The sequence below is a fragment of the Aquimarina aggregata genome, assembly GCF_001632745.1.
GTDB classification, from domain to species: Bacteria; Bacteroidota; Bacteroidia; order Flavobacteriales; family Flavobacteriaceae; genus Aquimarina; species Aquimarina aggregata.
Map to the genome: position 1 here is coordinate 388,320 of NZ_LQRT01000001.1, position 21,395 is coordinate 409,714.

The following is a 21,395-nucleotide window of genomic DNA, read 5'->3' on the forward strand; positions in this document are numbered from 1 at the left end:
TCTACCTTTTCGGTTTATTCAACCCCGAAGGTTTTGAAAACCTTCGGGGTTTAGACAAACAATTTCTATTTTTTTAATTTAAAAATCTTAGGAGTTTTGTTATTAATTCCTGAAATCAAGTACTTCTCTCCAGATTTATTTTTCAACCAATGTAATTCTTTAACCTCACCTTCAACAAAAAAACCGGAAGCTTTTTGATCTATATACTCTCCATTACTGGTACTTAGTAGAATATTACCTGTACTTGCATCTAACCTTGAGAATTGTGGTTTAAAGCTATAATTGTTACCTGCTACAATAAGATCCAAAACTCCATCATTATTTAAATCCTCTGTTTCTATATCGCAAATACAGGATATTTGCACTTCATCTGGTAGTGTTTTAATTTCGAAATTACCTTGCCCATCATTATAAGCGATAAGACTAGCAAAATTGTTCACACTTTTAACAGTAGCGTTTTGTAATACTTCTGGAGAAAACAATTCATCTATTGCTTTGGTTGCATATTCTGAAAATTTTAAATTTTGTTTTTTCAAAACATTGATTTGCCCTGTTAGTTCATTTCTTAAGTGTATCGGAATATCTCTACCATCGATTGTTTGTGTAAAAATTTGTTCTATGGTTCCATTACTATCAAAATCATGAATATACATCTTTACAGGGTTTTCATTATCAGCCTGATACATTGCATTAAGGCCTCGATTTCCTAGTATTATATCAATATCACCATCTTTATCAAGATCTTTAGCTTCGAGGGTATTAAACCAACCAGAAATACTATCCAAATTTGTGTTAAAACTGATTAATTTTTCTTTAGTATTCTTAAAAACTTTAGGAGACATCCACTCTCCCACCACAATTAAATCTTTTATTTTATCATTATCTATATCTTGCCATATAGCATCTGTTATCATACCTATAGTACCAATCGCTGTAGCCTTATTTTTAGTAACATCTCTAAAGTTACCTTTACCATCGTTTTCTAAAAGATAACTGTTTGGGGAAACTCCGTACATTCCAATAACACTTTGACTTCCAACAAAAATATCTATATCTCCATCTTGATCGTAATCATTAGAGGCTAGAGCTGCAATATTTGTTTGTGTTGGAAGTATAATACTACCTCTTGAAAAAATACCTTTTCCATCATTTACATAACTTCTAACACCAGTTCGAGCTCCTTTAAAATTACCTCCAGAACCAATAATAAGGTCTAAATCTTTATCTCCATCAATATCTTCAAAAACGGCAACTGTATCCTCGAAAAAATCTTCAGTCTCGAATTTTGTAGGTTTTAATTTACCATCATGACTTTGTAAATAGACTTTTCCTACTTGTCCATATGCGCCACCAATATATACATCATCATTTCCATCATTATTAACATCACCTATTGCCATTGCTGGCCCTTCTCTGGATTGCATTTTATATAGCAAACCTTCAAAATCAAAGTCAACATAAGCATCTTCTTTATGAGTAAGGAGTTCTTGCTTTACGGGTTCAAAATACTTGCCTTTTCCTGTTTCAGGAAAAATATACTCTTGAGTAGCGTCTTTTTGATCTAACGTGAGTAGTGAATTTAGTTGTACATCTTTTTTTACAAGGGTTTTTCGATTTGGAAATATCACTTGTAAAGAATCTATTGTATTGATAGTACCAAGTCCTATCGTCATGGTATATTCGATAGACGATTGAAAACCTCTTGAAGGAATTAATTCTTGTCTAAAGATTTTATTTTGAGAAAAAACCTCAACAATACTTCCGATACCAAATGTATTTTGATCTGCTCCTTTAATTTTTACTTTTAAGTACGCGTTCTTTTTTTGTTCGCTATGGTTTTGATAGACTCCAACGGGCATATTAAAATTGTTTACGATCAGATCTAAATCTCCATCATTATCCAAATCCCCATAAGCAGAGCCGTTAGAAAATGTAGGTTCTTCAAAGCCCCAATCTATTGTCTGATTAGAAAATGTAAGGTCCCCATTATTTTTAAAAGCGTAGTTGGGAATTGGGGTAGATGGCATTTTGTTAATAATCGAATCTACTTCTTCTTTTTTACCTGTTAAAGTCATTTTTTGTATAATAGTATTGGCAAAAAAGTTCATAAAATCTTGATTTGTGAGATCGTGATAAATACCATTGCTTACATAAATATCTCTATACCCATCATTATCCATATCAAATAACAGGGCGCCCCAACTCCAATCTGTTTTTGCTACTCCGCTGTAAAAAGCTATTTCTGAAAATGTATTATCCCCATTATTTAGTTGTAATGAGTTTTGCATATATTGATTATAAAAATCTCGGCTTTTTTTCAGGGTATATACATCATAACTTTCAAAAGCACTTGTTTCTTTGAGTCTCTTATCATCTTCTGGAAGCATATCAGTTACAAAAATCTCTGGTAGACCGTCATTGTTAATATCTGCCATATCGGCTCCCATTGATGAAATACTTAAATGTGACATCCATTTTTTTATTTCTTCATTAAATGTCCCGTCACCTTTATTGATATATAAATAATCTCTTTCATAGAAATCATTAGACACATAAATATCAGGTAGTAGATCTTTATTTACGTCACCTACTGTTACCCCTAAACCAAAACCAATTAGACTTCCGTATATTCCTGCTGCCTCACTAACATCTGTAAAAACACCTTTATCATTTCTTAGGAGTTTATCACCTCCTCCTTTTAAAATCTCAGGAATATTCCAATCTTTGGCTCTTACATCTCGTTTGTTTACATATCCCAGACTACTTACTGGTATAAAACTATTGTTTAAAAGGTAGACATCGAGATCCCCATCAAGATCATAATCAAAAAAAGCAGCATGTGTTGTAAATCCACTATCGGCTAGATTATATTGTGCTGCTTTTTCTGTAAATGTTAAATCACCATTATTAATAAATAATTCATTTTTTTGATCATCACCTTCTACATTACCTGCATTACATACGTAAATATCTAATAACCCATCGGCGTTAATATCTACCATTACCACACCTGTAGACCATGCATTTTTCCCTTTTATATTTGCCGATGTCGTAATATCCTCAAATTTAAAATCGCCTTTATTAAGATATAATTTATTCTCCTTTCGGTTTGCAGTAAGATATACATCAGGCAATCCATCATTGTTAATATCACCTATAGCAACACCACCACCGTTATAAAAGTTTCTATATTTAAAAATATTGAAGTCCTTTTCATTATGCACTTGATTTATAAAATCGATATTTGTACTTTCTGAAGATACCTTCGTAAATAATGTATTTTTTGGAGTTACAATTTCTTCCTTTGATTGTTCTTTGACACAAGAGACCAACATCACAAGAACAATACAATGATATATAAATTTATTCATCAGTATATTTCATTTTTTTGACAACCTGAAGGCTATCATTATTTAAAGTAAACATCAAAAATTCTTCGTTTTTTATTTTAATACTCTTTACTGATCTTACGGCTCCTTTAACACTTAGGTTCGCTTCTTTATGGCTTTGAAAACCTCCTGCTTTATCATTAAGTAGTACAACTCCGTAAGACGCATCTAATCTACTTAATTGAGTACTGATCTCATATGTATTTCCTGCAAAAATTATATCTGGGTATTGATCATCATTAATGTCATTAATAAAAATATCATGTACTGATGATATCTGAGTTTCCCAGGGTAGTATATGAGTTGTAAAATTAAGATTCCCTATATTCTCAAAATAAGTAGTGCCTAATGTATAGACTTCTTTTTTCTTGGCTTTGTTAATTTTAGAGGATGAGAAGTAATCCTTAAAGTCTGCATCAGCGAATGCGCCGTAACTTAAGTACTTTTTGTTTAATTGTGGAATTTGTTTTACCAATTCATCTTTGGTAGCAATAGAAGTTTCTTTTCCTTTATAATAATATGTAGCAATAGGGTCTATTTTACCATTATCATCAAAATCGGCAAGGTATAATTTAATAGGTTCTTTTACTGTGGCTTTTAATCGGCTATTTAATCCCCAATTACCAGCAACAATATCCAGATCACCATCGTTATCCATATCATGAACTTTAATAGTATTCCACCATCCATTTGTATTTTTTAAAGACAGAATTTCTTCTTGTTTAAAATGTCCTTTCCCATCATTAAATAGTATCGTAATGGGCATATAGTGACCTGCTAATACCAAATCTTCATAATGATCTCCATTCATATCTATAAATTGAGCGTCATAAACGTGACCTATCGAACTTAATTGAGGAGCAAGATCAGAAGTTACATCTTTAAAATTACCTTTTCCATCATTTTTAAAAAGATAATTCTTTGGTACCACTTCGTATTTGTTGGGCACACTAGCGCTACCTATAAAAACATCTATATTTTTATCCCCATCAATATCAGAACTTACTATTGTAGATGCATTAATTTTATCTGCAAAGGTTCCTATTTTCTTTTTAAAAACCCCTTTTTCATTGATATACAAACTCGGTGCGCTTTGATAATTTTCTAATTTTTCGTTACCTCCATAAATGGAAATTACATCTAGATCTCCATCATTGTCTATATCTAAAAAACATTGGTCTACATCCTCAAAACGTTTATCCAAATCAAAATCACTTTGCTCACTCTTTTTAAAATTTCCGTTTTCTTGTTGTATAGAAAGGGTAGCCGCTTTAAATCTTCCTCCAGGAATAAAAACATCATCTAATCCATCATTATTAACATCTACTACAGAAAGATGGGGACCCTCATTAGAATTTGTATAAGGTATCAAAGGTTCTACATCAAAATCTTTGGTTTCAAAATCTTGATGCTTGAACTTTATATTTATCGTATCATTTTTAAAGAAAACCGCTGAGTTTACTTTAGATTTAATAGTTTTAGCCCCTTGTCTATCAATGGTTACTAGTTTATTTGCCTCAATATTTTTAAGAGTTGTTATTTTTTTATCAGGCCAATACACCTGTACAGAATCTAGTATAGTCGAGTTTCCTAAGCCAAAATGAGGTATCAAAGAAACTGATGAAAGATATCCTCTTGTAGTAAAAACTTCGGACATTTGCATGGCATCATTAGTATAGACAAAAATCTTAGCTCCTATAGCATTTGGATTACTTTTAGTGCCCTTTAATTTAATTTTTATGTAGTTATTTTCTTGGGTAAACTGATCTGATTGGTTTTCATACACAAATGCTTTCTCATCTATATTATTTGTCACAATATCCAAATCACCATCATTATCCAAATCAACATAGACTGCCCCATTACTGTATGACGGAATAGTTTCTGACCAAGAATCTGAAACATTATCAAAGGTCAAGTCTTTATTATTTTTATAGAAATAGTTAACCGTTTTCTTATTGGGTATTTCTTTTATAAGAGCTAAATCTTCTTTGGTCATTCCTTTACTTATTCGCTTCTGAATATTCTCATTTGCGATAAAACTTATAAAATCCATGTCATTTGTTGCTCCTTTAATACCATTAGAAATAAATACATCTTTATAACCATCATTGTCAAAATCTGCAAGTAGGGGCGTCCAACTCCATTCTGTTGCTGCTATCCCAGAATAAAAAGCTATTTCGCTAAAATCACCGTTACCCCTATTAAGCTGTAATGCATTTTGCATAAACTGAGCTCGGTATCCGTTTTTTAAATACTGATTATAGGTAGAAAAGCCATATTCTGTACCTGAAGATTTATATGTGGATAAATCCTCTGGCAACATATCTAAAGATAATATATCGACTAAACCATCATTATTAAAATCTGCCATATCAACACCCATTGAAAAGTGTGAAGTATGTTGAATTTTTTTTTGATCAGAAGAGATTACTTCTTTAAATGTTCCATCCTTTTGATTGATATATAAATAATCGTTTTCAAAAAAATCATTACAAACATAAATATCAGGATACATATCACCATTAACATCACTTGTTGCAATACCTAACCCATAACCTATCGCTCCTTGAAAAATACCAGCCTCTTTAGAAATATCCTGAAAGACTCCATTATTATTTTCATACAATCGATCTCCTGAAAACGGATCAATCTGTTTTCTTTTTGAACCTCTTCCGTATGTACGATTAGGATGAACAGAATGATTTAACAAATACATGTCCAAATCTCCATCTAAATCATAGTCAAAAAAACTTGCTTGTGTCGCAAAGCTCGAAACATCTAAATTGTATAAAGATGCTTCTTCTTTAAAAATGGGAATACCCATCTCATCCACACCTTGATTTACAAAAAGCTTGTTTTTTCCTCTTATATTTTTATAGTTAGCAACTTTACATACGTAAAGATCTTGTAAACCATCCTGATTAATATCAACTACTGTAACTCCAGTAGACCAACTTTGATTGTCTTTTAAGATCTCAGACTGGACTTTTTTAAACTTAAAACCTCCTTGATTAATATATAACTGATTTTCGTTTTGATTGGCCACAAAGTACAAATCTTCTAAACCATCATTATTAAAATCTGCAACTGCTACTCCGGCTCCATTATAATAATAGAGGTATGTTAAAATATTAAGCTCAGGAGTATTTATTAATGTGTTACTAAATGAAATACCCGTACGGTTACTTGACAACACATTAAAAAGATGTGATTCCTTTTCTACCTCACATGATATAAAAAGAAAAAAGGTAAGCAGTGAGATACTAATATTTCTGAAAGTAAGATTCAAGAGTTATTTTTTATCAATTAAAATTACTATGAATAGAGCCCTTCTATGACAGAAGGGCTCCATTCTAAATACATTTTATTATAAATCAGGATATTAATTAATACCCAGGATTTTGATCTAAGTTTGGATTTGTAGCTACAGCAGCAGCTGGGATTGGGAATAAGTTTCTGAAATCTTCAGTATTTGTTTTCATATCCCAAGTTGTATTAAATGTTCCAAAACGTATTTGATCGTTACGTCTCCATCCTTCGATCCATAACTCTCTACGACGTTCTAACAAAAGTTCATCCATAGTGTAACTTCCTGCGGCAGTAACGCCTCTAAGTGTTCTTAAACCATCTATAATACTTTCTGCTGTTTCAGCAGAAGTACCACCTCTCATGATTGCTTCAGCTTTCATTAATACAACATCAGCATATCTTGCTAATACACTACCGTTTTGAGGATCAGGATTACCATCAGCATTCTTGTTTGTATACTTCATTGGTCTTACACCTGTACGTTCATTATTCCCGCTAATTCCTGTAGGGAAATCTTTTGTAAACACTAAAGGATTTCCTCCTCTATCATTTAAGGCTGTTCCATCTGGAGCAAATTGTTGACCGATTAACATTCCTGTTCCAACCCCAGCAGTACCAGGATCTCCTAAACGAATATCTGCACTATCGAATGAATCATAAACTTCACCTAATGTAACAAACCCATTCCATCCTCCTTGAAAAGGGTGCAAGATATTCCAAACTCTATTACCTGTACCTGTATCTAAAGCCAAAACAATCTCTTGATTTGCATGTCCTGGTAAGAAAATACCAAAATAATCAGCATCAAGCGTATATCCTTGAGCAGTTACAGCATCACAAAACTCAACAACTTTTGTATAATCAGCAGCATCTGCACTACCTGTATATACAGCTTTATTAAGATATACTTTTGCTAATAAGAAATTAGCAAAAGCTTTATTTACAGTATATATATCTGTTAAATCGGCATCTTCTAAATCTGGTAATGCTTCTGTAAGGTCTTGAACAATAAAATCAAAAGCCTCTGCTCTACTCATTACCATTGGGTTTACATCAACACCTTCATTTACTCCTCTAAAAGGTACCTGACCAAAGAAGTCCATTACATAGAACATATTTAATGCCCGTAAAGTCTTTGCTTGTGCCAATTGAGCTGGTGTAGCGTTAGATTCTGGCGCTATAATCTGATTACATCTAAATACGGCAGCATTACGATTATTCCAAGCGGTAAGTATATGTGCATGTGTTGGTGTCCATGCATGCTGATGCATTGTTCTCCAAATACCATTATCTCCCCAGTCTGCTCCTCTAGTAACCACAGCTAATTCATCTGAAGACACTTCAAGAAGTGCATAGGTATTAGCCTGATCTCCCATTCCTTCAATATCATTATATGCAGATTCTAAAAAATTACCTGCATCAATTCCAGCAAATGCACCAGAACTATCTTCTGCTGGCACAGAATCATCAAATGTTGGCTCTAAATCAGTACACGCAGCTCCTCCCAATACTAGTAAAGCTCCAAAAACGTACCGTACGCCGATCTTAAAATTTAAATTTTTCATTTTTGTGTTTTTTTTATAATTTACTAAAAAGCTACGTTTAATCCTAATGTAAAGGTCCTAGCTCTTGGAAAGGCTGTATAATCAATCCCGATAGATGGAACCCCGTTAATCTGTTTATTTACAGATACTTCTGGATCTTGCCCACTATAATCTGTAATTACAAATAAGTTTTGGGCATTCATAAATAGTCTTAATGAATTAAATAGCTTAGAATTAGCTACATCAAAATTATACCCTAAAGTCACATCTTGTAGTCTTAAGAATGAACCATTCTCTAAGAACCTTGTAGAAACATCACCTGCATTAAATGGATCTTCTGTACCTATCAAAGCAGCAGCATCTGTAGATACATTTCTTCCTTGAGATAAATTTGCTACTGTAAATAACGCATTGGCATTGTTATTATATATTTTATGCCCGAATTGCCCAGTTAAAAATAAAGTTAAATCAAAATCTTTATATTTAAAACTATTAGAAAAACCTAACGTAAAGTCTGGCAATGGACTATCGCCTGTAAATTTCTGGTTATCAACTCCACCAACATATTGAGCAATACCATTTGCATCAAAACCTGTAAACTCTCTTAAAAAGTAAGCATATAACGGTTGACCATCTGCAATTTGTTGTGCAAATGCTCCTGTTAACCCAGGACCATCAATAGCACCTGTATTTAATGGAGCTTCTGTATAGTTCTGAACTTCGTTTTTATTATATGCTATATTAAATGAAGAATCCCAAAAGAAGTTTTCTGATTCTAAAACAGTAGCGTTAATTAAAAATTCAACACCTTGGTTAATTACATCGGCATCTAAATTTCTAAATACAAAAGGATTAACCGCCGGCTGAGCACTAGTTACTTGAATTAATAAATCAGAAGTCACTTTACGATAAAAATCTACTTGTCCATTAATCCTACCATTCAGGAATCCAAAATCTAAACCTAAGTTAAACTGAGAAGTTTCTTCCCACTGTAAATCAGGATTATTAAATGCAACTCCTCCTTCTCCTCCAGGAGTAAATAATCCGTTATTATCAATAGCACCAACACCAAAACGAGTTCTTTCTACATATTGATTAGAAGGAATCTCTTGGTTACCAGTAATACCATATCCTACTCTTAATTTTAAATCTGTAAATACTTCTGGAATAAAATCTTCATCAGACATTCTCCATGCTGCTGCAAAAGAAGGGAAATATCCGTATTTATTATTATCTCCAAATCGTGTAGAACCATCTGCTCTTACCGTAGCTGTTAATAAATATTTTCCTTTATGAGAGTAATTAACTCTACCAAAATACGATTGCAATTCATCAACAACATTCGCAGAGTTTGCACCAAAAGCACTAGCAGATCCAATATTATTGATCATAAGTTCTGTATTGGCTGTTCTAAAATCTGCTGCAATTGTAGTTCTTGCTTCTCCTCTAAATCGCTGATATGAATATCCTAATAAAGCATCTATTGTATTGCTTTCATCAATTTCTTTATTATAGTTGAAATACGCTTCCCATAATCCCGTAGTAACAGCCAAATCGTCTATTTGTGCTCTACCAAGACCCTGAACACCAGTTACTGGTAAATCAGAAGAAAATGCTCCTGCTCTAGTCGAAGTAGATTTATCGATACCTACTAATGTTTTAAAAGATAATTCGTCTGTAAATGAATATTCTGCAGATAAATTTGCGAATGTTCTAAATGTATTTGTGTTATCTGTGATATAAAATAACAGTGCCGCTGGATTTATCTGCTCAACAGATCCCGTTAGCGTTGGTATACCATTAGCATCAAAAGGTGCCAAAGTTGGATTTGAATAGTATGCAGTAGAAATTAAATCTCCACGAGCATTTGCATTATCAGATACTGGAGCACGCTCATCCTCTATATCAGATACTGTTAATTGTGTTTCAAGTTTAAGTTTATCGTCGAAAAAACTATAGTTTCCATTAAATCTTGCTGTAAATCTTTCTAAACCACTATTTTCTACAACACCTTCTTGATCAGAATATCCAACAGAAAAACGATATCCCCCCTTTTCATCTGCTCCACCAAAAGCTACATTATAATTGGATGAAAAAGAATTTCTAAAAATTACATCTTGCCAATCCGTGTCTGCTCCTTGATCTAAAACACTTAAATCTGCGCCTAATGAACTTTGAGCTGCTAAGTATCCAGCTCTATCTAATAATTCTATTCTTCTGGAAACCGATCCCGTAGAAATAGAAGAGGAGAATTCTAATAATGGAACTCCAACTTTTGCTTTTTTAGTTGAAATAATTACTACACCATTTGCACCACGAGAACCATAAATTGCGGTAGCGGATGCATCTTTTAAGATATCAATACTAGCAATATCATTTGGATTTAAGAAATTTAGTGGGTTTTTTGCAGATGCTGCTCCAATATCAGATCCTCCTGTTCCCGCAGAAGTATCTGTACCATTTAATGGAAAACCATCTACAACATAAAGCGGGTTATTATTTGATCGAACTGAAGAAGTACCTCGAATTCTTAGGTTAATACCTGCTCCAGGTTCACCACTAGTTTGGGTAATTTGAACCCCGGCAGTTTTACCTTGTATTAACTGTTCTGGCGAAGAAATCACACCCCCATTAAAATCTTTTGCTTTTACGGTGGCTACAGCTCCTGTCGCATCTTTAGCACGAATAGAACCATATCCGATTACAACCACTTGTTCAAGTTCTGCTGCATCTTCTTCTAGTGTTACGTTAATCGTGGTTTGCCCATTTACGGAAACTTCCTTTGACTTGAAACCTACATAACTAAAAACTAAAATTGCATCGCTTGCAACATTATCTAAGGTATACTTACCGTCAAAATCCGATACTGAACCATTAGATGTCCCTCGTACTAGAACATTTACACCTGGCACAGGACCACTTCCATCAGATATTACCCCTGAAACTGTAATCTGTGAATACAACATACTCCCCGATAAAAATACCAATAAGAATATGAGCTTTTTAAGTATCATACTTTTCATAATATAGAGTTTGATTTAAATTTTTAATTGATTTGTTGTTTAACTTATTTTATTAATTATTGTTTATTGATAAAAAGTTTATTCTAGTTTTTAGTAACAGTGAGACATCTAAGTCTTTTACCACATTTGACTCATTTTGTAACTGTAAAGTCAAAATTAAAAACAAAAAGTTACAAAAAAAATAGATGCCTCACTTGTCACACCTTCGAGAAGTTTTATAAAAAACTTCTACGCTAACAAACAAAAACTATTTTCACTTTCTACTGAATTCATATTTGTTTCTCATTTATTATTCGAATTTTAAAATTAAACCTTGATATGGCTTAAGATTGATAACTTCATTATCAAACATTAAGCTCTCGTAATTATTTACTATTATGTTTTTATTTGTACATTTCTTAGGCAATGTAAACTTAGAATTGTTATCACTAAAATTTAATATCACTAGTATTCTTATTTCGTCTAGTGTTTTGGTATACGCATAAATACTTGGATTATCATACTCCAACTCTTCCACATCTCCGTAAACAAATACGTCATTGCTTTTTCGAATGTTTAATACATTTCTATAAAAATTAAGTATCGAGTTTGGGTCATTTTCTTGAGTTACTGTATTAATCTTATTGTAATTTGGATTTACTTTTAACCAAGGTTCGACAATAGAAAAACCCCCATTAATTTCATCATTCCATTGCATTGGTGTTCTGGCATTATCTCTTCCTTCTTTATTTATTAATTCTAGAGCTCGTTCTTTAGACATTTTTTGAGTCACTAAATTTTCTTCATAAAAATTTAAAGACTGCACATCCCTTACCTCATTAATAGATTCTAAAACAATATTGGTCATTCCAATTTCATCTCCTTGATAAATATTTAAGGTTCCGTTTTGGGTGGATTGCATTATAAAAAGCATTTTTGCAGATTCTGCCCAATATTTATCATCATTCCCAAATCGTGACACCATTCTAGCAAAATCATGATTACCCATAGCATTTGCTAACCAACCTTTTTGATGAACGGCATCTCTCCATTTCTTAAAAATACTTTTCATATTAACCAGATCAAAAGGTGATGACTCTTCAAACTTACCATTAACTATAGTACATTCAAGAATATCAAAATGATACAACATATCAAGTTCTTCTCGATCATTATTAATATACAAACCTGCATTATCGTGATTAATCCCTACTCCTTCTGCTAAAGAAAATGCGTCATAATGTCGAATAACTTTTTCCCTCATTTCCTTTAAATACTCATGCAACTTAGGACCATTAGCATATACATCTTCAATTACCTTTCTAAATCCAACATCTGGTGCATTTGGATATCCATCTCTTTTCGAGATCAATGGGATGACGTCCATTCTAAATCCATCAACTCCTTTATCCAGCCAAAACTTCATTGCATTAAATATTTCTTCTCTTACTTTTGGATTTTCCCAATTAAGATCAGGTTGTTTTCTTGTAAACAGATGCAAATAGTATTCACCTGATGCTTCATCAAATTCCCATGCGCTTCCACCAAAAAACGATTTCCAATTATTTGGAGGCCCTCCATTACTTAGAGGTTTTTTCCAATGAAAATAATCTCTAAACGGATTATCTTTTGATTTTTTTGCTTCTTCGAACCACTTATGCTCATCTGAACAGTGATTGGCTACCAGATCTAAAACCAGCTTCATGCCTCTTTTATGAGTTTTTTCAAGCAATTCATCAAAATCTCTCATTGAGCCAAACTCGGGCATTATCGCACGGTAGTCACTAATATCGTATCCATTATCATCGTTGGGAGAGCTAAAAATCGGGCTCAGCCAAAGAATATCTATATTAAGTTTTTCTAAATAGTCTAATTTCTCTATAATCCCTCGTATATCACCAATACCATCATTATTACTATCATTAAAACTTCTGGGATAAATTTGGTAGATAGTCCCTTTTTTAAACCAAGAAAAATTCACTCAACAATCAATTAATTTTTAAACAATAATTTATTTTATATCTAGCATACTGCACTGTATGATTTTAACCTTACTTTATCTGCATAACACTAATTCAAGCCTATTAAATCACAAATAGTGTTAAATTTTTAAAAAATCACTAACTAAACAAGCTATTCATTGACAAAAATATAGCGATATTTATATACAATCGTCGACTTAATCCTCTTTACATTATATATACATCTATAAAAATTCTCAACAACTACACAATAAAAAACTAATAATCAATATTTTACATAAAAAATAACATTTACACTACAATATCAAAATTGTATTAAAAAAGCAATTGAGTATAGATTTTGTAAAGATTGACTTATATGTAATGTCTTTAAAAATTAACATTATTACTCTTTATCACACAGCATCAAAATTTCCTAAACCCTGTTAAGCATTGCTTTTTTTATTCTAAATTAGCACAGCTATATATATTAAACCTAAGTATTTTGGGGAGGTTTTTTTATTACATTTTTCAAAATTTTAAGCAATAGCGTATGCGAATTGCCTAAAAATCAAATATGTTTATTACAAATTACTAAACTATTCAGATATATGAATAGCAATCCTTTCACTTAAAAAAATACAAACGTTTGTATTATTATATATTTACTGAAAATGATGTTTTAATAACAATTTTTTAACTAAATTCTAATGACTTTTAAAAAAAGGAGGGTGAAACTTGAAGATATCGCTAGACATCTTAATATTTCTATTGCTACAGTTTCAAGAGCTTTAGACGAAAGCCCTAGGGTAAAAGAAAGCACTAGAGAAAAAGTTTTCAAAACTGCCAAGGCAATGGGTTATATGCCTAATCAGATCGCAAAAAGTCTAAGTTCGGGAAAAACCAACATCATTGGGGTTATAATACCTAGATATGATGAACCATTTTTTATAGAGGTATGTAGAGGAATTGATGAATATGCAAGAGAACATAATTATAAAATATTAATTAGCTCTTCAAGAAATTCGTTTGAATTTGAAAGGGACAATCTTATTGCTTTTGAACGTGGATTAGTTGATGGAATTATTCTCTCTCCTACTCATGAAACAGAGATGTTTGCTCATATTAGAAATATTACACGCAAAGGCATACCTGTGGTATTATTTGACAATATTAGAGAAGAAGTACCAGGAGCAGATCATATCCTTATAGATGACGATAAAGCTTCGTTTAATGCCGTTGAATATCTTATTAAAAAAGGAAAAAAGAGAATTGCTTTTATTGGCGGTATAATCGAAAAAAAAGTATTTCAAGATCGATACAAAGGTTTTCTGGAAGCTATGAAGCAATACAACGTAACTATATATGACGAATTAGTTATGCACTGTGCCTCATTAGATCGAGATCTAGAAGACATGGAAATACAAAACTTTTTTAAAAATCAAAAAATAAAACCTGATGCAGTTTTTGCTTGTACAGACAATTATGGCCTACTCGCCATGAAAACACTTCTTAGATCTGGTCGAAAAATCCCCGAAGAAGTCTCTGTAATTGGCTTTGGAGATCTTGGACTAGGCGCAGTATTTGTTCCTTCTATGACTTGTATCGCTCAACCTACTTTTGAGATGGGTCAAAAAGCCGCAGCATTATTAATTGATCAATTAAACGAACCCAGTGATGTGAAACATCATAAAAGAGTAGTAAAACTTGCAACTAACTTAATCCTAAGAGACAGTACTTGAACAATGATTACTGATATATAAAACTGAGTTACACTTAATCAGTTTGTAGAATCCCTAACAATTAAAGAGGTTTTTACTATTTCTGTTTTGGGTTTGTAATTTTCGTCAAAATTATCAAGGTGACTAACTAGAATTTGAGCTGCTTTAGCCCCTAGTTCTTCGGCATGTTGAGAAACGGTAGTTAATTTGGGATACGAATGTTGAGAAAGTAAACCATCTGTAAAACCAATTACAGAGACTTCTTCAGGAATTTTATACCCTAATTTTAAAGACATATTAATGGTAATTGCTGCTGCAGTCTCATCTAAACCAAGTACTGCATCAATATCGTTTTCTCGTAAAAAATCTTCTATTTCAGATTCAAAAGTATTAGGATCCTTTAAAGGCAATTGTTTCAGAGATACTTTATCATTTTTATCTGTAACTTCTTTTGCTCCTTCTAATCTTAACTTTGCTACACTTAAATCATTACTAATTGTTGTAATGACTGCTATTTTTGTGCAACCTGTATCAATTAAGTATTGAATAGCGTTTTTTGAAGCTACTTTATCATCGACTACTACTTTATCACAATTAATCTCATCGGTAACTCTATCAAACATGACTACTGGAACACCATCTCTTTTTAAATCTGTGTAATGATCAAATTTATTTAAAAATTGAGTTTCTTGACTTAATGCAACTATAAAACCATCAACACTGCTGTAATTAAGCATTTCTACATACTCCAATTCTTTTTTGAAAGATTCGTTTGTAATACATGTAACAATCTTATACCCACTATTAGACGCCTCTTGTTCTATACCGAATAACGCTTTTGCATAAAAATGGTTTAAAATTTCAGGCAGAATAACTCCTATTGTTTTTGTCTTATTACTTTTAAGACTAACAGCTAGTGCATTAGGTTTATAATTGTAAAAATTAGCTAATTCATGAACTCGATTTATAGTTTTTTCACTGATTTCGGGATCATTTTTTAATGATTTAGAAACAGTTGAAATTGACAAATTAAGCTCTTTTGCAAGCTGCTTGAGTGTTACTTTTTTCCTCATGACTCCAATTTTGAAACTTCTTATTTAAGGCTAATAAGAATGTTGATCAAATTATCTTTGGAGTCTAAAGTAAGCTTTTTTCTTAATCTATGCCTGCTAACATCTACACTTTGTGAACTTATTCCTAACAAAGGAGCTATTTCTTTAGAAGATAAATTCATTTTAAGATAGGCACATAATCGTAAATCTTTAGAGGTAAGATTAGGGTATTTCTTAGATAACTTCTCATAAAATTCCTGATGAGATTTATCAAAATTAATCTCGAACAGTTTACTTTCTTTATTAGTGATATAATATTCTACAAGTCTAATTAGCTCATTATAACTGTTAGTAGGTAATTTTTGCTCTGATGATTCTTGAACCTTAATAATTTTATTTCGTATCTTTTTAAGAATTTTATTTTTATTAAGATTTACATAAGCAATTTGTGTAAGCTCTCTACTTTTTGCTTTAATTTCATCTTGTAATTTAGCATTGTTTAGCTCGATAATCTTATGTTCTTGTTCTAGTTTTTGAGCTTTATGTTCTTCTTCTTGTTTTTGAAGTTTCTCTGCTTTTTGCTGCAATAACATCCTTTCTTGTTTCTTCATCTTATATCGATTAAACGAAACAGTTGTGATGACCAACAGCAAAAACAGTAACAGATATAGCAAGTACGCCCAGGGTGTTCTATATATCGGTGGTTTAATTTTAAATTCAAAAGAGGCTTCCTCAATATTCTCCTTATATTTTGCTCTAATATTAAAACTATAATCCCCTTCAGTTATATTAAATAAGGTTTGTTCTGTACTGGTTGTCCAACTACCCCACTCATCATCATTGAGTTTTGTTTGATACAAGACTTCTTGACCATAGACAGGTAACGCATAATTAATTTTTAAATCATTATCAGAAAATGGAATCTCTGCTCCTTTATCATATGATTTTTGGCTATTAACGGAAACAAAATCCATTATCAACAAATTGTTCTTTACACTTTCTGGAATTATAACACCATTTTTAGTGTATACCGAAAAACCATTAAATACAGGAATAATCTCACTACTTTCATTTACTGAAAACGCATTTAAAATATCAGGAATTAACTGATCTCTTAATTCATGAAGTACAGTAACGCCTTGCTTGTCTTCAATTGCTACATTTTGATTATCCAAATACCATGTTTGCTGACCCTTTTTAAATATTCTAGGAGCACGCCCCCTATTTTCACCAATAATAACTTTATCAAAAGTGTTATTTTCTTTTAAGTATGTATATTTATGATAGTCTGAAGTAATTACGATCTCATTATCTACCTTAGACATGGATACTTCTGAGCCCCCAAAATCATTAAGAGAATAAAATGCCAATTTCTTTATCTCTTTATTAGCATAATCAAATTTAAATTTAAAAACTCCTTCGGATCTAATCGTTAACCATATATTGTTTTCTACGTCTATCTCAACATATCGAGTAGATTTTTCAAAACCTTTTAGTTTGTAACCACTCCATTTTTGATCAGTTTTTTCATAAAAAGAAACACCACTATAATTACCAGAGATAATACCTTCAAACCCATTACTTTCATCTTTAATAGCCCTAAAATTCCAAGAACCTAGGTCTTCTCCAATTCTAGTTAGGTTATCGCCATTAGCTAAATAAGCACCATTATCATGCCCTATAAAGACTTGATCATCAACTTTTTCTATATTCCAAACTTGACCATTAAGTAATAATTCAAATTCTGGATTTGGCTCATTGGTATTTGCTAAATACAATCCTTGATTGGTACCTAAATACAACAGGTCTTTGTCTTTAAGTACTGCATAGGTTGTTCCAAATTCCCCATAATAATCATAAAAATACTTAAGAGATGAGTTTAATTTGATAAAATCTATTCCGTAATCTAATGCCAACCATAAGTTACTTTCTGAATCTTGGTATATCGATAAAACCGTATTATTTTGTAACCCGCTTTTTTTGTTAATATTTTCGAATTCACCAGTCTCCAAATCTAATATATATAACCCATTAGATACAGTACCTATTGCTATTCTATTATCATGAAGTTTTAAGAACGAAAATATCTGAGCCTTTTTTATCGCATCTAATTCGGAGAACTCAAATGGAATTAATGTATCTCCTATTAGTTTAAATATGCCTTTGGTATCAGTGATAATCACCAAATTCTCGTTAAGACTGGTAACTCCGATAATGTTTTCATTAAGCTTCTGATCACTAACTATAGGCATAAGGTTAGTTCCTTGAAGCTTAAAAACACCATATTTAAGATCATTTACGTATAATTCATCATTAACGATATAGCTCCATTTAAACCGATACGGAGCGGGGATTTTGGTAACAATATTACCTTGATTTACATAAAGATTTCTAAATGTCTGAAATACGACTTCATCATTTACATAATGCGCTCTCCAATACTCTTCTACTTCAGAAATAGCATCTTTCTTTCCTGCCCCAAGAGGCACCACTTTATAATCAGTATATTGTTGATTAACTAATACACCATATTGACCATCTGCTCCGAAATAAATTGAATCTTTGTTCTTAACAAAAAGATTTCTATTAACAATATCCGACCCGACATTTACTGATTCCCATTTTGTGCCATCAAAAATTAAAACCTGTCCTCCATTGGCAACATAAATCAAACCTGTTTCATCTTGTCCTATATCCCAAGATTGTGTATTAAAACCCATACTTTTAGTATCGTAATGGGTAATTCGAGGTAAAGCCTTTTTTTCAATAAATTGTGAAAAAACCGAACAACTGAAAAACAAAACTATAATTACTACTCGATGCATTTTTATTTTAATTAATATGACAATGCTTATAAATATACCTTAAAAAATCTTAACAATCATAAGGTGACCTTAATACACTACAATGACGCAAATATTACAATTCTTATTTGATACAATTAAAAAAAGATATTTCCATAGAGAATTTTATTAACGGTTTTAAGTATCCTTTACTTAAAAGAAAAATCTTTTTCTAATGCAGTTTTTGAGCTTCCGCCTACAAATATTTTAAATTCACCTGGTTCGGCTTCCCATTTTTTATTAACTGTATAAAACTGAATTACTTCTTCGTTAATCTCGAAAGAAACCGTCTTACTTTTACCTGGTTCTAGTTCTATCATTTCAAAACCTTTTAATTCTTTGACCGGTCTAGTTATACTTCCTATTAAATCACGGATATAGAATTGCACAACCTCTTTCCCACTTACTTTACCTGTATTTTTAACCTCTACAGAAACCGTAATTTTATCACCAGAAGAAAATGATTGCTTACTAATAGCCATATTTTTGTACTCAAACGAGGTGTAACTTAATCCATGCCCAAATGAAAACAACGCATCATTTTTTTCGTCGGTATAATGTGACCAAAATACCATTCCATCAGCATTAGATGGTCTTCCTGTGTTCTTTGCATTGTAATACAAAGGAACTTGCCCCACACTGCGAGGAAAAGAAACAGGTAGTTTTCCTGAAGGATTATAATCTCCAAATAACACATCGGCAATTGCATTCCCAGATTCTGATCCTAGATGCCATGTTTCTAAGATTGCTGAAGATTTTTCAATAATACTAGTTAAAACCAATGGTCTTCCGTTCATTAAAACGACAACAATATTCTTGTTTACCTTAGCTACTGCTTCAAACAGTTTTTGTTGAGGCATTGTTAACTCTATACTAGCTTGACTTCTACCTTCACCAGATTGAAAAGCTTCTTCTCCTAAAGCTAAAATAACAACCTCTGCGCCTTTTGCCGCCTGAACAGCTTCTGGAATTCCTGCTAAATCCTCTCTATTTACCTTCAACTCTCGAACAAAACTTCGTTGTCCTACTCCAACAGCCACTCCCTTTGCATGAGATATTTTTACGTCTTTACCAACAGCACTTTTAATTCCTTCAAGAAGTGATACTGCAGAATTTTCTGTAGCCATTGCCCTCCAGCTACCTATAGGCGTATCCTTATCATCAGCTAACGCCCCTATAACGGCAATACTTTTTACATTTTTCTTGAGCGGTAAAATACTATTATTATTTTTTAACAATACAATAGATTTTTTAGCAACATCTCTAGATGCTTCTAAATTTTCTTTGGTATAAATTTCATTTTTCTCTCTATTTTCATCACAATATTTGTAAGGGTCATCAAACAGTCCTAATTGAAACTTTACCCTAAGAATACGTTTCGCAGCATCATCTATCAATTTCTCATCTACTTTTCCATCTTTCACTAATTGTTCCAACCCTTTCTCATAAGCGCGACCTTCCATATCCATATCATTACCTGCTACAATCGCCTTCTGGGATGCATCAACTCTATCCTTAACATATCCATGATAAATCATCTCTGCTATTGAAGCCCAATCTGAAACGATGAAACCATTCCAACCCCATTTGTCCTTTAAAATATCACGTTGCAAACCTTTATGTCCAGTCGCAGGTATACCATCTATTTCATTAAAAGCACTCATCATAGATGCTACGCCAGCTTCTGCTGCAGCCTTAAATGGTGGCAGTACTGTATTATGCAATTCATACTCTCCGATGTTAACCGTATTATAATCTCTACCGCCCTCAGCAAAACCATATGCTGCAAAATGCTTTGCACAAGCAGCCAATGTTTCTTTTCCTGAAAGATCATTTCCTTGAAAACCATTGATTCTTGCAACAGCTACTTTAGCTCCAAAAAAAGGATCTTCTCCAGCACCTTCCATTATTCTGCCCCATCGTGCATCTCTAGAAATATCTACCATAGGACCAAAAGCCCAATTGATACCAGCAGCAGTTGCTTCTTTTGCAGCTACAGAAGAAGATTTCTTAATTGCCTCAAGATCCCAACTTGCACTCTCTGCTAAAGGAATAGGAAAAATAGTTTTGAACCCATGAATCACATCGTATCCAAAAAGCAATGGTATTTTTAGTCTAGAATTCTCTACTACTTTAGACTGTAACTCTCTAGTACCTGCAACAGATGTTACATTTAACATTGCACCTACTTCTCCATTTTTTAATTTTTCGTACTTCTCTTTATTTCCAACATCAGAAGGAGGTCCGGTTACATCCCAACTTCCGTTATATAAAACTAATTGTCCTATTTTTTCTTTCAATGTCATTTTAGCCAATAAAGCATCAACTTTATTTTCTATCAAACTTTCTTTATTTTTATTTAAAGTAGATGGAGTTGTAGAATTTTGAGAAAACAAAACCATAGAATTACAAAAAAATGTAACTAAAAAAATAACAATGGTTGTTTTACTATTGTTCTTTATTTTCATAAAATAGAATTTTCAAATTTTAATATTTACAATTCTAAATTTACAATACACTTTACAAAAAACGTATAGTATTAAATCTAAACATTATATATACAGTTTATAA

At 32.2% G+C, this 21,395-nt stretch carries 9 protein-coding genes; 1 reads left to right on the forward strand and 8 read right to left on the reverse strand.

From position 1 onward, the window contains the following. Positions 1-65 precede the first annotated feature (65 nt). The 5 genes from AWE51_RS01600 to AWE51_RS01620 form a co-directional block, all read right to left on the reverse strand. Positions 66-3,371, reverse strand: coding sequence for a VCBS repeat-containing protein (locus tag AWE51_RS01600; protein ID WP_066308485.1), 3,306 nt, complete (start codon positions 3,369-3,371; stop codon positions 66-68). Beyond that, positions 3,364-6,681: a VCBS repeat-containing protein gene (locus tag AWE51_RS01605; protein ID WP_099098756.1), complete on the reverse strand. Its 3,318-nt coding sequence runs from the start codon at positions 6,679-6,681 to the stop codon at positions 3,364-3,366. The genes AWE51_RS01600 and AWE51_RS01605 overlap by 8 nt, the downstream gene beginning before the upstream one ends. Before the next feature lie 97 nt (positions 6,682-6,778). Then, on the reverse strand, positions 6,779-8,266 hold the full coding sequence (locus AWE51_RS01610) for a RagB/SusD family nutrient uptake outer membrane protein (RefSeq protein WP_066308487.1): 1,488 nt from the start codon (positions 8,264-8,266) through the stop codon (positions 6,779-6,781). Between the two features lie 23 nt (positions 8,267-8,289). Beyond that, positions 8,290-11,268 (reverse strand): SusC/RagA family TonB-linked outer membrane protein, encoded by a 2,979-nt coding sequence (locus AWE51_RS01615; protein WP_066308492.1) that lies wholly within the window; start codon positions 11,266-11,268, stop codon positions 8,290-8,292. A 289-nt stretch (positions 11,269-11,557) separates the two neighbouring features. Beyond that, positions 11,558-13,228 (reverse strand): glycoside hydrolase family 13 protein, encoded by a 1,671-nt coding sequence (locus AWE51_RS01620; protein ID WP_066308495.1) that lies wholly within the window; start codon positions 13,226-13,228, stop codon positions 11,558-11,560. Between the two features lie 690 nt (positions 13,229-13,918). Between AWE51_RS01620 and AWE51_RS01625 the strand changes: the two genes are divergently transcribed. Further along, positions 13,919-14,950, forward strand: coding sequence for a LacI family DNA-binding transcriptional regulator (locus AWE51_RS01625; RefSeq protein ID WP_082832270.1), 1,032 nt, complete (start codon positions 13,919-13,921; stop codon positions 14,948-14,950). A 38-nt stretch (positions 14,951-14,988) separates the two neighbouring features. On the opposite strand, the gene AWE51_RS01630 is transcribed toward AWE51_RS01625, so the two are convergent. The 3 genes from AWE51_RS01630 to bglX form a co-directional block, all read right to left on the reverse strand. Continuing rightward, a complete protein-coding gene (locus tag AWE51_RS01630) occupies positions 14,989-16,002 on the reverse strand; it encodes a LacI family DNA-binding transcriptional regulator (protein WP_066308499.1) in 1,014 nt (337 codons plus the stop codon). Positions 16,003-16,022: 20 nt separating this feature from the next. Next, on the reverse strand, positions 16,023-18,701 hold the full coding sequence (locus tag AWE51_RS01635; RefSeq protein ID WP_157765996.1) for a helix-turn-helix and ligand-binding sensor domain-containing protein: 2,679 nt from the start codon (positions 18,699-18,701) through the stop codon (positions 16,023-16,025). A 272-nt stretch (positions 18,702-18,973) separates the two neighbouring features. Beyond that, positions 18,974-21,292: a beta-glucosidase BglX gene (gene bglX / locus AWE51_RS01640; protein ID WP_082832271.1), complete on the reverse strand. Its 2,319-nt coding sequence runs from the start codon at positions 21,290-21,292 to the stop codon at positions 18,974-18,976. Positions 21,293-21,395 lie beyond the last annotated feature (103 nt).